The following is a 17,646-nucleotide window of genomic DNA, read 5'->3' as shown; positions in this document are numbered from 1 at the left end:
GCGGCCGCGGCTATATCACTGACGTCGCCTGACGGGACGCGTATCGTCCCGTCAGATCCTGACCTCAGCCAGCATCTTCTGACGCTGTTCGAGGGTCAGCCTGTCCACCCCGGAGAAGGGGATCCACCGGAAGCGCTTCATCCCCGTCTTCCGACACAACCCCACGGAAAGGGCCTTGACCAGTGGCTTGCCGAACAGGTACTTGTAGGCGGCCACTGGGGTACCCATGGTCGTGATTGCCACGACCTCGGTTCCCGGCAGACGGGTGCGCATCCCGAACCTGCCTTCCCCGGCCGTGTAGAGGATGTCCTTGGCATAGACCTTGTCGATGAAGCCCTTGGTGGAGGCGGGCATGAGCTCCCACCACACGGGGAAGATGAGGATGAGCCGATCCGCGGCAGCGAGACGGCGCTGATAGTCGGCCACACGCTCATCCATGGGCACGCCTTTGCGCCAGTTGGCCAGGTCCTGGGCAGACATGACCGGGTTGAAGCCGTCGGCGGCGAGGTCGATGACATCGACGCTCTCGCCGCGGGCCTCGAGCTTGTTGCGCACGCTCTTGTACAGAGCTGCGCTGAAGGATCGGTTATGGGGCTCGTTCTCACTGGCCTGGCAGCCGTAGGGGTGGTCGAAGACGATGAGATTGTGCATATCTGCTCCTCAGGACGCCGAGTTCGGTAGCACCTGAACGGTATGGAGGCGGAGACCTCCGGGACAGGTACAGTCACCGTGTCGACGACGTGTTATGTGACAGATGAGCGGCAGTGTCACAGTGAGGAAGGCCATGGATCTGCGTAAGGAACGCACTCTCACGCTTCTGAGCAGCTCCCTTCTCGGTCTGCTCAGGGAAAAGCCCTACTCGCAGATCTCCGTGAGCGAGATCTGCGAGCGCGCCATGGTGCGACGCGCAACCTTCTACCGCCATTTCGCGGACAAGGAGGAGCTGCTGACCTATCTGTTCCGCCAGCAACGCGCCCTTATCCAGGAGCGGACCATGGGCGAGGCCCTCGACGTCCCCCTGGCCGAGTACTGCCAGGTCATGACGCGCCGGCTTGTGGGACTCATCAGCGCGAACTGGCCGCTCCTGCAGCTCCATCAGCAGGACAGGGCCTTCGAGACGGTCGTCGAGGTGCTCGTGGTTGAGCTGGCACAGGAGTTCGCCCACCGCATCGTGCAGACCGCGAGCGCCGCACGCGCCGCCAACGTCGGAGGCAGCCAGGACTGCGGCAACGACGACGTCGATGTGCTGGCGCACTTCTACGCCTCAGGTCTGCTCGGGGCCGTCCGCTGGTGGGTCACTGAGGATCCGGATCACGACGAGGAGCGCCTCATGGGCACATTCAGCGCGATCACGGAACGCCTTTTCCCCTCCTTCCCAGCGGACGACGTCGCTGACGCCTCGACCGACGGATCATCATCGGCCCATGAGTGAGGTCGTGTCGCGAGAAGAGATACCAAGCTAATGCGCGCCGGTGCCCCGCCCCAGACGCCTCACTCCCACTCGATGGTGCCCGGGGGCTTGCTCGTGCAGTCGAGCACCACCCGGTTGACCTCCGGCACGGAGTTGGTGATCCGGTTGGAGATGCGGGCCAGGACGTCGTAGGGCAGGCGGGTCCAGTCCGCCGTCATGGCGTCCTCGCTGCTGACCGGCCGCAGGACGATGGGGTGGCCGTAGGTGCGCCCGTCGCCCTGGACGCCCACGGATCGCACGTCGGCCAGCAGCACCACCGGGCACTGCCAGATCTCGCCGTCGAGCCCGGCGGCGGTGAGCTCCTCACGGGCGATGGCGTCGGCGGCCCGCAGCACGCGCAGGTTCTCGGCCGTCACCTCACCGATGACGCGAATGCCCAGCCCCGGCCCGGGGAAGGGCTGGCGGGCGACGATCTTCTCCGGCACGCCCAGCTCGCGGCCGATGGCGCGCACCTCGTCCTTGAACAGCTCGCGCAGCGGCTCGATGAGCTCGAAGTCGAGGTCCTCGGGCAGGCCGCCCACGTTGTGGTGGCTCTTGATGTTGGCGGCGCCCTCCCCGCCCCCGGACTCGACGACGTCGGGGTAGAGGGTCCCCTGGACCAGGAAGCGGATCTCCCCGCCCTGAGCGCCCACGGCCTCGACGACGCGGCGCTGGGCGGCCTCGAAGGAGCGGATGAACTCCCGGCCGATGATCTTGCGCTTGGCCTCCGGCTCGGTGACGCCGGCGAGGGCGCTCAGGAAACGCTCGGTCTCGTCGACCGTGATGACGCGGATGCCCATGCCCTCGGCGTAGTCGTGCTCCACCTGCTCGCGCTCGCCGGCGCGCAGCAGGCCGTGGTCGACGAAGATGCAGGTGAGCTGGTCCCCGATGGCGCGGTGGACGAGGGCGGCGGCCACGGAGGAGTCCACTCCCCCGCTCAGGCCGCAGATGACGTGGGCGTCGCCCACCTGCTCGCGGATGCGGGCCACCTGCTCGTCAATGATGTTGTCCGGCGTCCAGGTGGCCGGCAGCCCGGCCTCCTTGTGCAGGAAGTTGACCAGCGCGGCCTGCCCGTGCTCGGAGTGGAGCACCTCGGGGTGCCACTGCAGCCCGTAGAGGCGGCGCTGCGGGTTCTCGAAGGCGGCCACCGGGGTCTGGGAGGTGGAGGCGGTGACGGTGAAGCCCTCGGGGGCGGCCTGGACCGCGTCACCGTGGCTCATCCACACCACCTGGTCGTCGGGGGTACCGTCGAACAGGCAGGAGCCCTCCTCCACGCGGGCGGGGGTGTGCCCGTACTCGCGGGTGCCGGTGCGTCCGACGGTTCCACCCAGGGCCTGGGCCATGGCCTGGAAGCCGTAGCAGATCCCCAGGACCGGGACCCCGGCGTCGAAGACGGCCGGGTCAACGGACGGGGCGCCGTCGGCGTAGACCGACGACGGTCCGCCGGAGAGGATGATGGCCGAGGGCTGCTTGTCCAGCATGGCCACGGCGTCCATGGAGTGGGGCACGATCTCGGAGTAGACGCCGGCCTCGCGCACGCGGCGGGCGATGAGCTGGGCGTACTGGGCGCCGAAGTCCACCACGAGGACAGGGCCGACGGCGCTGGGGGAGGTCTGGCTGGTCGTCACCTGGACAGGATAGCCGGGGCGGTGGCCGAACGCCTTTCTCCCCGCTGCCCAGCGGCGCTTCGGGCTCCGACGTCGGCACAGGAGGACTAGACCAGCGACCCGTCTCACCCTGCTGCAACGCGGGTCACGTTCCCAGATCAAACTCGTCGTGGCACAGGATCCACCTGCGACTCCGGGTCACCTCCGGGCACCCACAAGTCCCAGCATGGCGCCGTTTCCACCCAGAGGGCCTCGCAACCGAACCGTGACCCCTCCAGTCGTCACCTGTGATTCAGCAGTCGTCGACGCCGCGCAGATCACCATCCTTTGTCTAGACAATTGGGTGGGGCCTTCCTAGAGTTCTACTCGACGGAGAAACATCCGTCCGGCCCACGGGCTGCACACCGTCGTGCAGGGACGCACGACTGGTAGTCAGGCGGACCTGCTCGACACACATCGAGAGGAACACTCACATGACTGCTACCACCACCGAGCGCCCCACCCAGACCGTCGAGACCACCGCTGCGGCCACCACCACCCAGGCGACCTCCACCAACACGCAGGCCGAGGCCAACCGCCTCACCTTCGCCGTTGCCATGATCGCCGTCATGGTCGCGGTCATGGTCATGGCCGTCGTCGGCGCCGTCACCGGCATCCCGACCATCATGTTCGCCGCCTCCGTCCTGGCCGCGATCACCATGGGCGTGGGCATCTACACCGGCGTCAACCTCCTTGAGGCCCGCTGAGCGTAGACGACTCCGACGAGCTCGCCTGAGCTCACCACCGGGTCCGGACCACGCACCACGAGCAACGCACATCCCGGATCCAGCCCGGAAGGGCATAGAACAACGAGGCTGCGCGGCCAAGGAAGCCCGCGCAGCCATGGCAACCCGAGGGGCACCGCACCGGCGGCGCCCCTCTTCTCGTGCCCGAGGCGCAGCAACTCCTGGAAGCCATCTCGGCCGCCGGGCCCGGACTGCGCCAGGAGTGCGCCGACATCATGGGCGCTCGAGGCCGCCCCGAGCCCACCGGCACCGCGACGGCAACCGGCGGCTACCACCTGCCGACCGCCCACGTCATCCACACCGTCGGCCCGATCGTGCAGGGCGAGCCGACGACAGAGCAGGAGGCGCTCCTGGCCTCCTCATACCGGTCCTGCCTGCGCGCCGCTGAGGATCTGGGCGCCTCCAGCATCGCGCTGTGCTGCATCTCCACCGGCGTCTTCGGCTACCCCAAGGCCGAGGCCGCCACCGTTGCGGTACGCACCGTCCGCGACCTCCTCCCCCACTGCCAGTCACTCACAAAGGTGGTCTTCAATGTCTTCGACCCGACCGACGAATCGATCTACCGCAGCCTCCTGGGCCCCGACCGCTGAACGCTCGGAGGCGATCCGGCATCTGGCCGATGCCGCCGAGCGGGCCGACGCCGTCGTGGTCGGGGCCGGGTCGGGGCTGTCAACCGCGGCGGGCCTGACCTACTCGGGTCCCCGCTTCCAGCGTCTCTTCCCGGACTTCATCGACGCGTTCGGCCTCACCGACATGTACTCCTCGGGCTTCTACCCGTTCCCGACGCCGGAGCACCGGTGGGCCTACTGGTCCCGGCACATCATGGCCGACCGCTACAGCGAGCCCGTTCTTCCGCTCTACCAGGACCTGAGGGAGATCCTGGACGGATTGGGAAGCACGGACTACTTCGTCATCACCACCAATGTGGACCACGCCTTCGCCCGCAACGGCTTCGACGAGTCACGCCTGTTCGCCACCCAGGGCGACTACGGGTTGTGGCAGTGCTCGGTCCCCTGCCATGACGGGACGTGGTCCAACGAGTCGGCCGTGCGCGAGATGGCGGCCCGGCAGCGGGACCTGCGCATCCCTTCGTCCCTGCTGCCCGTGTGCCCCAGGTGTGGGGAGCCCGCGGCCATGAACCTGCGGGTGGACGCCACCTTCGTGGAGGACTCACACTGGCATGCCGCGGCCGAGCGCTACCGCCGGTTCCTGTCGCGCCATGAGACCGGCCGGGTCCTCTACCTGGAGATCGGGGTGGGGTGGAACACGCCCTCGCTTATCAAGTTCCCGTTCTGGCAGCGGACCTACGCCAACGCGTCGGTCACCTTCGCCACCCTCAACCTGGAGACGGAGATTCCCCGTCAGATCGCGGAGCGCTCCATCGCCGTCAGCGGCGACATCGCCGCCAGCATCGAGACGTGGAAAGCGCTGACGCAGAGCTGAGGCAGCGATGCCCGAGATGTCCAAATCTGTAGCAAAGGCCGCCCCAAGGCTCCAACCACCAAAAGAAAACCGCACGATTCTGCGGTTCTTCCTGCGGCCCGGAGGACTGACATACTCCTTTGTTACAGATTTGGACACGCAGCACCTTCCGCCTCGGTTTCAAAGCACGCATCGCGCCTCCCGCTCAAGCCGGCAAGGCCCGAGCGGGAGGCGCAAGAGTGAGAGCTGCGGGAGCCCCAACGGTCAGGGCTCACCGCTTGGGACTACAGCGACATGTCGACGACGGCGCGCCCCTGGATCTCGCGGTTGCGCAGGGCGGCGTAGCCGGCGCCGGCCTCCTCGAGCGGCAGGCGGCGCGAGACGACGTCGCGGTAGTTGATGACGCCCTTGTCGGCCAGGTCAACGACGGCAGGCAGGTCCTGGCGGGTGCGCGCCCCGTAGGAACCGAGGATCGACTGCGAGCGGCGCACGGTGCGGTTGATCTCCACCCCGGCGGTCTGCACGCCGGCGCCCAGGCCGATCGGGACCATGCGGCCGCCGTCGGCCAGGACGTCCAGGGCCGTGGTCCAGGTGGCGGGGATGCCCAGCGCCTCGAAGGAGACGTCGACGCCCTTGCCGCCGGTGAGCCGGAAGACCTCCTCGCGGGCGTCCTGGGTGACGGAGTTGACCACGGCGGTGGCCCCGTAGTCGAGCATGGGGGCGAGCTTGTCGTCGTCGACGTCGATGGCGATGACCTGGCTGGCGCCGAAGGCGCGGGCGATCTGGACGATGTTGGTGCCCACGCCGCCGGTGGCGACCACGGCGACGGTCTCCCCGTAGCGCAGGTCGGCGCCGCGGCGTACGGCCCCGTAGCCGGTCATGACGGCGCAGCCCAGGATGGCGGCCGGCACCATGTCGATGGTCTCGGGCACGGGGGCCACGGCGGTGGAGGGCACGACGGCGTACTCGGCCAGCCCGCCCATGGAGTACATGGCCACCGGCTCGCCATCGAGGGTGGCCAGGCGGGTGGTGCCGTCGTAGAGGACGCCCTTGAGGCGGTTGAGGTCGAAGAAGGGTCCGCACAGCTCGTCGCGGCCCGAGGCGCAGGCGTCGCACTGGCCGCAGGGCATGAGGAAGCCGCCGGCGACCTTCTGCCCGACCTCCAGCCCGGTGTGCTCGTTGCCGGGGCCGAGCTCCACGATGGTGCCGGAGACCTCGTGTCCGAGCACCGCCGGCAGCGGGAAGGCGATGGCGCCCCCGATGACGTGGAGGTCGGAGTGGCACAGCCCGCAGGCGGCCACCTTGATGAGGACCTCGCCACTCTTGGGGCGGGGAGTGCGCAGGGTCTCGATCTCAAGGCCGACCTCGTGGTCCCGCAGGACCGCGGCTCTCATGGTCTCAGGGATGGACCCTGTGATGGACTCGGTTGTCTCTGAGGTCTGGACTGCCTCGTTGCTCGTCATGCTCAGCTGCCTCTCTGTCGGGTGTCGACGACGTCGGGCCGTCGGGCGGCCTCGTCCGGCCACGCCCACACTCTACGATATTTGTCCTGACAAACCATAGGTCTGAAGTCGGATGCGCGGGTGCCGGCCCCGAGCGGCGCCCCACACTCGCGAGGAGGCCTTCAGACCTTCAGCTCGCGCGGCAGCCGCAGGAGCACGACGACGACGCTCACCAGTGACAGCGCGAAGGCCGCCCAGTACAGGACGGGCGCCCCAAGGCGGACCACGACGAGCAGCGCCGCGATGAGGACACCGGCGCGCGCCAGGGCTCCTCCGGTCGCCGAGGCTCGTCGCTGAGCCTCAACCAGCCACGGCGGGATCCGCGGGTCGATCGCACCCTGGCAGGCGGGCAGGACCAGCACCGACTGGCTGGCCACGAGGACCGTCAGTGAGACGACGATCGTCCAGGCACCCGCGCCTCCCCCGAGGGTCAGTCCGGCGACGAGGAAGGTCGCCCCCAGAACGGCGACGACGGCGCCCAGCACGACGCGCAGGAAGCGCAGCTGCTCGACCCGGGTGACCAGCGCCAGGGCGAGGAGCGCCAGCCCTACCCAGGTCACGGCACTGACGGCGAGAGCGAGCGAGCCGAGTCCGAGCTCGGCCACGATCAGCGGGGCCAGGACCAGGGCCGCGGCCCCCAGCGGCGCCTCCTGGGCCAGGATGAGGACGGCGCCGGTCAGGACGGCGGCGCGCACCTCGGGCACCCGCAGCTCGGCGGGGGTCAGGGCCTGCTGCTCGGCCATCATCTCGGCGTCCAGACGGGTCCAGTCGATGGCCACGGAGGCCTCCAGGGTCCCGTGCAGGCGGCGCAGCGCCTCGAAGGCCTCAACGTCGCGGTCCTGCCTCACGAGCCAGACCGGGCTCTCGGGCAGACGCAGGGCGCAGACCAGGTAGATGAGCGCGGCGACGGCGACTACCGCCCAGGCGGTGGTCACTCGCGCCGGGCTCCACCACGCCAGCAGTACCACCACGCCGGCCCCGGCGGGTCCGAGCGCCATGGCCTGCGGCATGAGGCGCTTGTGCCCGCGCAGGGACAGCTCGTGGCAGACCAGCGGCGCGACGACGAGCACCCCGCCCGCGGCCAGTCCCGCAAGCCCGGCTCCGACGAGGGAGGAGAGGCCGTCGAGTCCGGCAGCGAGCCCTGCCCCAATCGCGGCCAGCAGGGCCGTGGCCAGCCCGGTCGGCCTGCGGCCGGCGTGCCGGGCGAGGGGTCTGGCGGCGACGGTTCCCAGCACCATGGCGACGCCGACGACGCACACCAACGGCAGGGCGTCGTCGCGGGCGCCCGCGACGGCGACGGCCAGCGCCCCCTCGAGGGCTCCCAGGAACAGACCTGCCGCCCATGCGTACAGGCGGAGGCGAACCGGGGCGGGCGGCGCACTGCGCGGCGGATGCGGGTTCATGGACCAGTCACCGTGTACGTCATGGGCGGCATATGGGTTGGAAGATCTGCTCAGAGGTCTACTCAGGGATCGGCGCCGGCAGGCGCTGATGATCTCGGTCGGGAACTGCGACAGTGTGTCAGAACCGGGCGGTCGGCTTCAATTCGTTCCGCTCGGATCCGCCAGGGCTGTGGTCAACCAACCGGTCAACCAACCGGACAGCCAACTGGCCAGTCATCTGGTCGGCCATCGCGTCTGTCACCTGGCGTGTCACGCTGTCACGGCTCCCGGGCGAGCGATCAGCTGTACTCCTTCTCGAAACGGGCCTCGAGCTCCTCCAGGGAGTGGTACTTCGTCTCGGGCACGAACCTCATGTAGAAGATCAGCGAGAAGACGTTGAACAGGCAGAAGATGAGGTAGGTCAGCGATCCGCCGAGCTTCTCCATCATGACGGGGAAGACCGCGGCGACGATGGCGTTGGCGATCCACAGGGTGCCCACGGCCAGCCCCATGGCCGTGCCACGGACCTTGGCGGGATAGATCTCCGCGATGAGGACCCAGGTGACCGTCCCGGACTGCTTGGCGAACACGAACAGCGAGACGATGAGCAGCACCAGGTAGGGGGCGAAGGTGGGGGCGCCCTTGATGTTGCCGTCGGCGTCCTGGTAGGGCTGGATGAGGAAGTAGAACACCGCGGCCAGGAGCCCCAGGGAGACCACGATGCTGGCCTCCTGGTAGATGCCCACGTGCCGGCGCGCGAACTTGGTGACCAGCCACAGGCCGACGGCCGAGCCGACGAAGGAGACGAAGCCGGAGACGACGTTGAGGGAGATCGCGTCACTCATGGGCAGGCCGGCGGCCGAGAGCACCTTGGGCGTGTAGTACATGGCCGTGTTGATACCGGTGAGCTGGTCGGCCAGGCCCAGGATGATGCCGATGAACAGCAGGTGCCGGGTCCACTTGACGCCCATGATCTGCGCCAGGCCCCACTTCTCCTGGTTGGCCTCCTTACGCTGGATCTCCAGCATCTCGTCGACCTCTTCGGCGATGGAGCCGTCCTTGGACTCGTCGCGCACCCGCTTGAGGGAGCCGATGGCCTCGGCGATACGCAGGTTGGCGACGTACCAGCGCGAGGACTCCGGCATGAGGCGGATGCCGAACCACAGGGCCACAGCGGGCAGGGTGGCCAGCACGAGCATGTAGCGCCAGGTCATCCCGTTGCCGGACTCGACCATGACGTTGTTCAGGTGCTGCACGGTCTCCCAGGCGACTGTCTCACCGGCCTTGGCGACGACCTCTCCGGAGCTGTTGACGACGTCGTTGGCAACGGTGACCTCCGGGCCTCCGTGCATGCGAGCGAGGACTGCGTTCATGGAGAAGGCGAGGAACTGGCCGAAGACGATCATCATCTGGTCGACGGCCACGAGGGTGCCGCGGATGCGCTTGGGGGCCGTCTCACCGAGGAAGACGGGAACGATCGCCGAGGCGCCACCGACGGCGAAGCCCAGCACGATCCGGAAGAAGTAGAGGACCCAGATGTTCGGGGAGAGGGTGCACCCCAGGGCCCCGACGAAGAAGACCAGGGCCAGGAGCATGATGTTGTGCCGGCGCCCGTACTTGTCGGAGAGCTTGCCGCCCACCGAGGCGCCCAGGGCGGCGCCCAGGCAGAGCAGGCCGCCGATCCATCCCTCCTCCCAGGAGGTGATCTGCAGGCCGTTGGCGCCGTGCGGGAGGTACATGTAGGGCAGGGCGCCTGAGATGACGCCGGTGTCGTAGCCGAAGAGCAGCGATCCGAGGGTGGCGACCAGGGCAATGAGCCCCAGCGAGCGCTTCGGCCCCGAGGCAGGAGTCTGGTCGACCAGCTCCTGGATCTTCTCCGGCGTGTACTGCGCCGCAGAATTCGATGGTGTGGACATGGAAGGAACTCCTTGGGTCGTCCGCCGTCGTTGGCGGAGGCGAAAGCGGGCGCTGCTGAATGGACCGGGAGTCCCGATCCGCCGACTGCCGCCCCGCAGCGCAGGAGCGGCGGCCGGCAGCATGTGCGGTCCTCACTGTAGACAGTGCGGACCGATGAGGGTCAGCCGAGCTCTTTGTGGAGCCGGGCCAGCACTCGGCGGTTGATGTCGTCGGCGTGCTCGTGCCAGCCGAAGACGCACACGGAGAGCACGCCGTCGAAGTCGATGTCCCGCAGTGTGGAGAAGACGGCGTCCCAGTCGACCTCGCCGTTGCCGACCTCATTGTGCTGGTGGACAGTGACGTCCGCGCCGGGAGGGTTGACGATGTAGCGGTTGCCGTCGTTGGCGCGGTGGTTGAAGCCGTCGGCGATGTGGACCTCACGCAGCTTTCCGGCCTCGTGGGCGGTGCGGATCATGCGCTCGACGTCACCTGCGCCGTCGGAGAGGTGGAAGGCGTGCGGGCAGCAGAACTCGTAGCCGAGCCAGTCCTTGTTGACCGCGCGCACCAGGTTCAGGGCGGGGTCGTGCAGCTCGACGAAGTCGTAGGGGTGGGCCTCCATGTTGAGGCGGATGCCGTAGCGCTCGAAGTCGGGAATGAGCTCCTCGATGGAGCGGAACCACTGCTCCTCGCTGCGGCGGGCCTGGTTGCGGTCCCCGGAGAACTCCGAGGTGATCTCCCGGACGTCGATCTGGTCGGCGAGCTCGAGCAGCCGGCGCCAGTTGGACACCTGGGCGCGCCGCTCCTCCTCATCGGGTGAGGACCAGTTGAAGACGGGGTTGAGGGTGCGCACCTTGACGCCCGTCTCCTTCTGAGCCCTGTTGAGCTCGGCGACGAAGGCGTCGTCGGCGGCGGGACGGTGGTGCCAGAAGTGGAAGTCCGCGTTGGGCGAGAGCTCGACGTACTCGAAGCCCAGCTCGGCTGCCTTGTCGAGGGTCCGCACCGTGGACATGGTGCGGTAGTACATGTTCGGGTCAAGGGCGATGTCTACCAAGGAGGTCTCCTCTCGGGGGCCGACGGCCATGTCGACACCCCCATAATGTCATGACAATAGCGTCGGGGGAAGTGGTTGAGAGCGGTCGTTTTCGATCCTTTCGACGGCGCGACAGGTTTATGCCGTCCTGCCAACGAAAAGTCGTTGCCCCGGGAGGCGGGGCCGAGTGCCTCCCGGGACGAGTGCGGTGGATTGGTCCCGCCGCCGCCCGCCCGGCGCAGGGCCGGGGCGCCGGCGAACACGCAGCAATCGCCAGCGTCTCGGCCGTCAACCAGGGCCGGGGCGGACGACGACGGGAGGCTGGTCAGGCGTAGAAGGCGGGCTTGGCGATCATCTCGACGTCGACCTGGCGGCCGCCGTCCTCCAGGGAGGCCAGGCCGGCGTCGACCACGCAGGTGGCGGCGTAGCCGTCCCAGGCCGTGGACCCGGTGTGCTCATCGCGCTCGACGGCGCGGATCCACTGCTGGACCTCCTGGTTGAAGGCATCGTGGAAGCGGTCGATGTGGCTGCGGCAGATCGGGTTGCGGTTGCCGTAGGAGTCCCGGGTGATGACCGTGTTCTGGTCGCTGAGGCGGATGGTGCCGGCCTCCATGACCAGCTCGCACTCGATGGAGTAGCCGAACTGGATGTTGACGTTGATCTCGTCGTCGATGAGCACGCCCGAGGCGGTCCTGGCCACGAGGACGAGCGGGTCCTGGAGGTGGTCGAAGCGATGAGAGGTGGAGCGGGGCGCGTCCACGCGCACCGAGACGATCTCGTCGTCCAGCAGGTAGCGACAGATGTCGATCTCGTGGATCGCGGTGTCGTCGATCATGTTGCGGGTGGTGTAGTTCTCCGGGACCGAGGGGTTGCGGTGGCGGCAGTGGACGAGCGTGGCGTAGCCCAGCTCCCCGCTCTCCAGGGCAGCGCGCATCTCCTGGTAGCCGGCGTCGAAGCGCCGCATGAAGCCGACCGTGACCAGCTTCTTGCCGGCCTTCTGCTCGGCCTCCATGATGGCGATGCAGTCCTCGGGGGTGGTGGCCAGGGGCTTCTCGCACAGGACGTACTTGCCGGCCTCGACGGCGGCGATGACGTCGGGGGCGTGGACCTTGCCGAAGGTGGCGATGAGGACGGCGTCGACGTCGGGGTCGGCGATGAGCTCGGCACCGCTGCCGTAGGCCTTGGCGCCCAGGGGTTCGGCCACGGCCTTGGCGCCCTCGAGGTTGAGGTCGGCCACGGCGACGATCCTGCCGCCGGCCAGCTCGTTCTCGATGCGCTCGACATGGGCGCGGCCCATGCCGCCGGCGCCGATAAGTCCGATGCGTACAGTCATGATGTGTCTCCTCGTTGAGCGTGAGCGATTGGTGAGTCAGTGAGAGTCAGTGGTGAGTGAGTGCGCGAGTGAGCGACGGGTTGAGCGGTTGGAGCGCCCTCAGGCCAGGCCCAGGCCGCACTCGGCCAGGTACGTGCGCATGTTGATGGCGTTCTGCTTGGGGAAGGAGGGGTCGCAGGGGTAGCAGTCCTGCTCGCAGATCGCGTAGATGGGCTTGTCCAGGGCCGCCAGGGCGTCGACGAACTCGTGCATCTCGGGCAGGCCGGCCGGCGGGCAGACCGAGGCGCCCTTGGTGACGGCCTCGCCGAAGGGCCAGTCCTTCTCGTGGGCCTCGCGGGTGATGTCCTCGTCGAAGGCCTTGATGTGGACGTAGGTGATGCGCTCGGGGTACTTCCTGCACAGCTCGACCGGGTCGCCGCCGCCGTAGACGACGTGCCCGGAGTCCAGACACAGGTTGACGTAGGTCGGGTCGGTGGCGTCGAAGATGCGGGCGATCTCCTCGGGCGTCTCGATGTGGGAGTCGCCGTGGGGGTGGAGGACCATCTTGAGGCCGTACTCGTCCAGGAGCATCTGGCCCAGGGCGTTGGCGTGCTCGATGTAGAGCTTCCAGGCGTCGTCGGACAGGACGCGGTCGTCGGTCCACTCCCAGGTCTTGTCGTCACGGTAGAGCGGGGGCAGGTGGACGATGTACTCGGCGCCGACGGCGGCGTGGGTCTCGGCGATGGCGCGGAAGGTCTTGAGCGTGGTCTCCCAGGCGTCCTGCTTGTGCAGGATGCCCCAGCCGGTGCCGGCCACCACCCGCATGCCGAACTCGTCGCACCACTTCTGGAGCTCCTTGGGGTCGGTCGGGAAGTAGCCGAAGGGGCCGGTCTCGATGACCTCGAAGCCCGCCTCGGCCATCTCCTCCCAGGCCTGACGGGGGTCCATCTGCTTGGGGTCCTCGGGGAACCAGACGCCCCACTGGTCGGGGCAGACGCCGATGGTGAGCTGGGAGTACTTGGGGTCGCTGGTGTTGACGGCTTTGGACATCGTTGTCTCCTTGGTGAGGCGATTTCCGAATCGTTTCGGATGTGACATCCACCGTACACCCCCACCAGCCGGAAACCTAGGACTTTGTTCTAACAATGATGTCTGATCTTCAGCGAGCGACAGGACTCCCGGCCCGTTGCCCTCCTCTCCTATCCCCTCGCCTCACCCCCTCGCCTCACCCCCTCGCCTCACCCTCTCGCCTCATCCCCTCGCCTCACCTCCTCGCCTCACCCCCGCGCCCCTGACCTCAGCCCTTCAAACCCGCGCGGACGCACCTTGGAGCCCGCGGACTCATCCCACAGGATCAGTCCTCGAGACCTAGGGTGCGTCCGCGGCGATCAGATGGCGATCGGATGCGGAGCGGCCGCTCTCACTCCTCGCGCTGGAAGGACATGGTCGCGGCGTAGGTCTTCTCCGAGGGCCAGCGGCTGGTGACCGCCTTGGCCCGGGTGTAGAACCGCACGCCCTCGGGGCCGTGGATGTGGGTGTCGCCCAGGAGCGACTCCTTCCATCCGCCGAAGGAGTAGTAGGCCACCGGCGTGGGGATCGGCACGTTGATGCCGACCATGCCGGCCTCGACGTCGAGCTCGAAGCGGCGGGCCACGCCGCCGTCGTTGGTGAAGATGGCCGCGCCGTTGCCGAAGGGCGAGGAGTTGACCTGCTTGATGGCCTCCTCGTAGGTGTCGGCGTGGACGATCGCGAGCACCGGCCCGAAGACCTCCTCGGTGTAGAGCGAGGACTCCAGGGGGACGTTGTCCACGATGGTCGGGCCGAGGAAGTGGCCCTTCTCGTGGCCGGGGATCACCAGCGGGCGTCCGTCGAGGACGATCTCGGCGCCCCGGGACTCGGCGTCGTCGATGAGGCCGGTGATGAACTCCTTGGACTTGGCGTCGATGACCGGGCCCATCTCGACGCCCTCGTCCATGCCGTAGCCGACCTTGATCTTCTCGGCGTGGGCCTTGACGCGGCGAGCCAGGTCCGGGCCGCAGCCACCCACGGCCACGACGACGGGCAGGGCCATGCAGCGCTCGCCGGCGGCACCGAAGGCGGCGGCGGAGATGTGCTGGGCGGCGAAGTCCAGATCGGAGTCGGGCATGACGATGGCATGGTTGTTCGCCCCGCCCAGGGCCTGGACGCGCTTGCCGTGGGTGACGCCGGTGTTCTGCACGATGTGGGCCACCGGGGTGGAGCCCACGAAGGAGATGGCGTCGATGCCGGGGTGCTCGAGGACCTTGGAGACCATGGTGCGGTTGCCGGAGACGACGTTGAAGACGCCGTCGGGCAGGCCGGCCTCCTTGTAGAGCTCGGCCGTCAGCAGCGCCGCCGAGGGCGTGGCCGAGGCCGGCTTGAGGATGAAGGCGTTGCCGGTGGCGATGGCGATGGGGTGCATCCACATGGGCACCATGGCCGGGAAGTTGAAGGGGCAGATGCCGGCGACGACGCCGACCGGCTGGCGCAGGGTGTGGATGTCCACGCCGGTGGAGATGTCGGAGGAGTACTCGCCCTTGAGGGCCACGTTGATGGCGGTGGCGAAGTCGAGGGTCTCGCGACCGCGCTGGATCTCGCCGACGGCGTCGGAGTAGTTCTTGCCGTGCTCGGCCACGATCATCCTGGCCATCTCGTCCTGGTGGTCCAGAACCAGCTGACGCATGCGGAACATGATCGCCGTGCGCTTGGCCAGGGAGACCTTGGCCCACTCCCTCTGGGCGCGGCGGGCGACCTCGACGGCGTGGTCGAGATCGGCGTCGGAGGCCTGCAGCAGCTCCGCCTCGACCTCGCCGGTTCCCGGGTTCTCGACGGCGAAGCGGCCGATCGGAGTGCCCTCGTAGGGCTTTCCGTCGATCCAGTGCGCAATCGTTCTCATCGTTATCGACTCCTGATTGTCGGTTTCGCGGGCCCGTCCCCGCCTATGGGGTCGGCCGGGCACAACCCCGACCAAGGTCTCAGTGGGGACCGGTCGGGCACCCAGCGCCTTGCATGTACCCCCACCCTAACGTCCTAGGCGGCTGTTCACGTCATTTTGTCAGAACAAAATGGGGGCGTTGACCACATCGTGATCTTTCCCGGGCCCCGTCGGCGCTCCCGAAGCCCACCCGGCGCCCCACCGCCGAGGCTGATCGGACGCCTCTCAAGCACCTGCCGGACGCCGGCCTCACACCAGCCAGGACGCACGGCGGGGCCCACGGCCGTGATCGCCGTGGGCCCCGCCGACGCGGTGGCGCAGGAGCTGCGCGCCGATCCGCGCCCTACCTGTGATCCCGCCAGGTAGTGCTCCTAGAGGTAGTGGCGCTGCGGCTTGCGGTCGCGCTGGTAGTCCTCATAGGCGCGCTGGGTGGACTCCAGGGCGGAGACGCCGGAGACCGGGACGTCCCACCAGCTCGACCCGGGCGGGTTGGGGCCGTAGAGGTCGGTCTCGATGTGGATCATCGTGGGACGGTCGGAGGCCTCGGCCTTGCGGTAGGCCTCCTTGAACTCCTCGATGGTGTGGACCTCGAGGACGTCCAGCCCCCAGGAGCGGGCGTTGGCGGCGATGTCGACGCCGTCGATGACCTGCTCGTCGGCCAGGTGGCTGCCCTCGCCGCGCTGGCGGTACTTGGTGCCGAAGCGCTGGGAGCCGCGGGACTCCGACAGGGCACCGATGGAGCAGAAGCCGTAGTTCTGCAGCAGGACGTAGATGACCTTGATGTTCTCCTGGACCACGGTGGCCAGCTCCATGGGGAGCATCTGGTAGGTGCCGTCACCCACGATGGAGACCACCTCGGCGTCGGGCCGGGCGAGCTTGACGCCCATCGCGGCGGGGACCTCGTAGCCCATGCAGGAGAAGGCGTACTCCACGTGGTACTGCAGCGGGCTGCGGGCCTGCCACAGGGCCTGGAGGTCACCGGGCATGGAGCCGGCGGCGTTGATGACGACGTCCTCCTCCCCCATGAGCTCGTTGAGGGCTCCGAAGACCTCGGTCTGGGCGGGCAGCGGCCCGTGGTCCAGGTGGTAGCAGCGCTCGGTGGCCTTGAGCCAGGCCTCCTTCTCGCGGGTGATCTCCTCGGAGTAGGACTCCTCGACGTGGTAGTCGGCGAGCGCCTCGGTCAGGGCGGCCAGGGCCTCGCGGGCGTCGGCCACCACCATCTCGGCGCTCTCCTTGGCGGCGTCGAAGGGGGTGACGTTGATGTTCACGAACTTCACGTCGGGGTTCTTGAACTGGGTCTTGGAGGCCGTGGTGAAGTCGGAGTAGCGCGTGCCCACACCGATGATGAGGTCGGCCTTGTCGGCGATGTGGTTGCCGGAGTCGCCGCCGGTGGATCCCACGCCGCCCACCGCGCTGGGGTGGTCGAAGTTGATGGCGCCCTTGCCGGCCTGGGTGTCGCCCACCGGGATGCCGGTGGCGGTGGCCAGGGCCCGCAGCTCCTCGCTGGCGCCGGAGTAGATGGCGCCTCCGCCGGCGATGATGAGGGGGCGCTTGGCGGCCTTGATGAGGGCGACGGCGCGCTCAAGGGCGGCGGGCTCGGGCACCGGGCGGCGCACGTGCCACACGCGCTTGCGGAAGAACTCCACGGGCCAGTCGAAGACCTCGGCCTGGACGTCCTGGGGCATGGCGATGGTCACCGCGCCGGTCTCGGCGGGGTCGGTGAGCACGCGCATGGCGTTGAGCAGCGAGGGGATGAGCTGCTCGGGCCGGTTGATGCGGTCGAAGAAGCGGGAGACGGGACGGAAGGCGTCGTTGACGCTCACGTCCAGGCTGGTGGGGTCCTCCAGCTGCTGGAGCACGGGGTCGGGGACGCGGGTGGCGAACTGGTCGGAGGGGAACAGCAGCACCGGCAGGCGGTTGGTGGTGGCCAGGGCGGCGCCGGTGACCATGTTGAGCGAGCCCGGACCGATCGAGGCCGTGCACATGTAGGTCTGGAGGCGGTTGGTGGTCTTGGCGAAGGCGGCGGCCGCGTGCACCTGCCCCTGCTCGTTGCGGGGCATGATGTAGGGCATCTCCTGCTCGCCGTCGGCGCGGGCGATCTCGTTCTGCAGGAGGGCCTGACCGATGCCGGCCACGTTGCCGTGACCGAAGATGCCGAAGGCACCGGCGATGAGGCGCTGCTCGACGCCGTCGCGCTCGGAGTACTGGTTGGACAGGAAACGGATGGTGGCCTGGGCGACCGTCAGACGGATCGTGCCGGCGTAGGCTTCGTTGCTCATCGTGGCTCTTCTCTGTTCTTCTCTGCTC

The 17,646-nt window shown here is 68.4% G+C and carries 14 protein-coding genes; 4 read left to right on the top strand and 10 right to left on the bottom strand.

Annotation, left to right across the window (positions count from 1 at the left end):
- Window positions 1-51: 51 nt before the first annotated feature.
- Window positions 52-651, bottom strand: coding sequence for an NAD(P)H-dependent oxidoreductase (locus EL340_RS00350; RefSeq protein WP_126412942.1), 600 nt, complete (start codon window positions 649-651; stop codon window positions 52-54).
- A 133-nt stretch (window positions 652-784) separates the two neighbouring features.
- Between EL340_RS00350 and EL340_RS00345 the strand changes: the two genes are divergently transcribed.
- Window positions 785-1,432, top strand: a complete 648-nt coding sequence (locus EL340_RS00345) for a TetR/AcrR family transcriptional regulator (RefSeq protein ID WP_164719319.1) — start codon at window positions 785-787, stop codon at window positions 1,430-1,432.
- Between the two features lie 59 nt (window positions 1,433-1,491).
- Here EL340_RS00345 and guaA read toward each other — a convergent pair whose 3' ends face one another.
- A complete protein-coding gene (gene guaA / locus EL340_RS00340; RefSeq protein ID WP_126412940.1) occupies window positions 1,492-3,078 on the bottom strand; it encodes a glutamine-hydrolyzing GMP synthase in 1,587 nt (528 codons plus the stop codon).
- Between the two features lie 452 nt (window positions 3,079-3,530).
- Here guaA and EL340_RS00335 point away from each other — a divergent pair, with 452 nt between their 5' ends.
- The 3 genes from EL340_RS00335 (at window position 3,531) to EL340_RS00325 (ending at window position 5,285) form a co-directional block, all read left to right on the top strand.
- The gene (locus tag EL340_RS00335; RefSeq protein WP_126412939.1) at window positions 3,531-3,803 is read left to right on the top strand and encodes a hypothetical protein; all 273 of its coding nucleotides are present in this window, start codon (window positions 3,531-3,533) and stop codon (window positions 3,801-3,803) included.
- A gap of 179 nt (window positions 3,804-3,982) precedes the next feature.
- Window positions 3,983-4,432 carry a macro domain-containing protein gene (locus EL340_RS00330; RefSeq protein ID WP_232023142.1) on the top strand — a complete coding sequence of 150 codons (450 nt, stop codon included), beginning with the start codon at window positions 3,983-3,985 and terminating at the stop codon, window positions 4,430-4,432.
- Window positions 4,374-5,285 (top strand): SIR2 family NAD-dependent protein deacylase, encoded by a 912-nt coding sequence (locus EL340_RS00325; protein ID WP_126412938.1) that lies wholly within the window; start codon window positions 4,374-4,376, stop codon window positions 5,283-5,285. The genes EL340_RS00330 and EL340_RS00325 overlap by 59 nt, the downstream gene beginning before the upstream one ends.
- 263 nt (window positions 5,286-5,548) lie before the next feature.
- Here the strand turns inward: EL340_RS00325 and EL340_RS00320 are convergent, their stop codons facing one another.
- From EL340_RS00320 to iolD, 8 genes are all read right to left on the bottom strand, one after another.
- Window positions 5,549-6,727, bottom strand: coding sequence for a zinc-binding dehydrogenase (locus EL340_RS00320; protein ID WP_126412937.1), 1,179 nt, complete (start codon window positions 6,725-6,727; stop codon window positions 5,549-5,551).
- 161 nt (window positions 6,728-6,888) lie between these two features.
- On the bottom strand, window positions 6,889-8,169 hold the full coding sequence (locus EL340_RS00315; protein ID WP_126412936.1) for an MFS transporter: 1,281 nt from the start codon (window positions 8,167-8,169) through the stop codon (window positions 6,889-6,891).
- Window positions 8,170-8,447: 278 nt separating this feature from the next.
- Window positions 8,448-10,064, bottom strand: a complete 1,617-nt coding sequence (locus EL340_RS00310) for an MFS transporter (RefSeq protein ID WP_126412935.1) — start codon at window positions 10,062-10,064, stop codon at window positions 8,448-8,450.
- Between the two features lie 161 nt (window positions 10,065-10,225).
- Window positions 10,226-11,095: a sugar phosphate isomerase/epimerase family protein gene (locus EL340_RS00305; RefSeq protein ID WP_126412934.1), complete on the bottom strand. Its 870-nt coding sequence runs from the start codon at window positions 11,093-11,095 to the stop codon at window positions 10,226-10,228.
- Window positions 11,096-11,399: 304 nt separating this feature from the next.
- Window positions 11,400-12,407, bottom strand: a complete 1,008-nt coding sequence (locus EL340_RS00300) for a Gfo/Idh/MocA family protein (RefSeq protein ID WP_126412933.1) — start codon at window positions 12,405-12,407, stop codon at window positions 11,400-11,402.
- Between the two features lie 99 nt (window positions 12,408-12,506).
- Window positions 12,507-13,436 carry a sugar phosphate isomerase/epimerase family protein gene (locus tag EL340_RS00295; RefSeq protein WP_126412932.1) on the bottom strand — a complete coding sequence of 310 codons (930 nt, stop codon included), beginning with the start codon at window positions 13,434-13,436 and terminating at the stop codon, window positions 12,507-12,509.
- 370 nt (window positions 13,437-13,806) lie between these two features.
- Window positions 13,807-15,300: a CoA-acylating methylmalonate-semialdehyde dehydrogenase gene (locus EL340_RS00290; RefSeq protein ID WP_126412931.1), complete on the bottom strand. Its 1,494-nt coding sequence runs from the start codon at window positions 15,298-15,300 to the stop codon at window positions 13,807-13,809.
- Window positions 15,301-15,710: 410 nt separating this feature from the next.
- Entirely contained in the window at window positions 15,711-17,618 is a 1,908-nt protein-coding gene (iolD, locus tag EL340_RS00285) for a 3D-(3,5/4)-trihydroxycyclohexane-1,2-dione acylhydrolase (decyclizing) (RefSeq protein ID WP_126412930.1), read from the bottom strand.
- Between the last annotated feature and the right edge of the window lie 28 nt (window positions 17,619-17,646).

The organism is Actinomyces viscosus, from assembly GCF_900637975.1.
Taxonomy (GTDB): Bacteria; Actinomycetota; Actinomycetes; order Actinomycetales; family Actinomycetaceae; genus Actinomyces; species Actinomyces viscosus.
This window is presented reverse-complemented; position numbering and strand designations above follow the sequence as displayed.

What these genes read in the sequence shown, in the direction of transcription:
- EL340_RS00350 (WP_126412942.1), bottom strand. Translation starts at nt 651, where the DNA reads ATGCACAATCTCATCGTCTTCGACCACCCCTACGGCTGCCAGGCCAGT.
- EL340_RS00345 (WP_164719319.1), top strand. Translation starts at nt 785, where the DNA reads ATGGATCTGCGTAAGGAACGCACTCTCACGCTTCTGAGCAGCTCCCTT.
- EL340_RS00335 (WP_126412939.1), top strand. Translation starts at nt 3,531, where the DNA reads ATGACTGCTACCACCACCGAGCGCCCCACCCAGACCGTCGAGACCACC.
- EL340_RS00325 (WP_126412938.1), top strand. Translation starts at nt 4,374, where the DNA reads ATGTCTTCGACCCGACCGACGAATCGATCTACCGCAGCCTCCTGGGCC.
- EL340_RS00320 (WP_126412937.1), bottom strand. Translation starts at nt 6,727, where the DNA reads ATGACGAGCAACGAGGCAGTCCAGACCTCAGAGACAACCGAGTCCATC.
- EL340_RS00315 (WP_126412936.1), bottom strand. Translation starts at nt 8,169, where the DNA reads ATGAACCCGCATCCGCCGCGCAGTGCGCCGCCCGCCCCGGTTCGCCTC.
- EL340_RS00310 (WP_126412935.1), bottom strand. Translation starts at nt 10,064, where the DNA reads ATGTCCACACCATCGAATTCTGCGGCGCAGTACACGCCGGAGAAGATC.
- EL340_RS00300 (WP_126412933.1), bottom strand. Translation starts at nt 12,407, where the DNA reads ATGACTGTACGCATCGGACTTATCGGCGCCGGCGGCATGGGCCGCGCC.
- EL340_RS00295 (WP_126412932.1), bottom strand. Translation starts at nt 13,436, where the DNA reads ATGTCCAAAGCCGTCAACACCAGCGACCCCAAGTACTCCCAGCTCACC.
- EL340_RS00290 (WP_126412931.1), bottom strand. Translation starts at nt 15,300, where the DNA reads ATGAGAACGATTGCGCACTGGATCGACGGAAAGCCCTACGAGGGCACT.
- iolD (WP_126412930.1), bottom strand. Translation starts at nt 17,618, where the DNA reads ATGAGCAACGAAGCCTACGCCGGCACGATCCGTCTGACGGTCGCCCAG.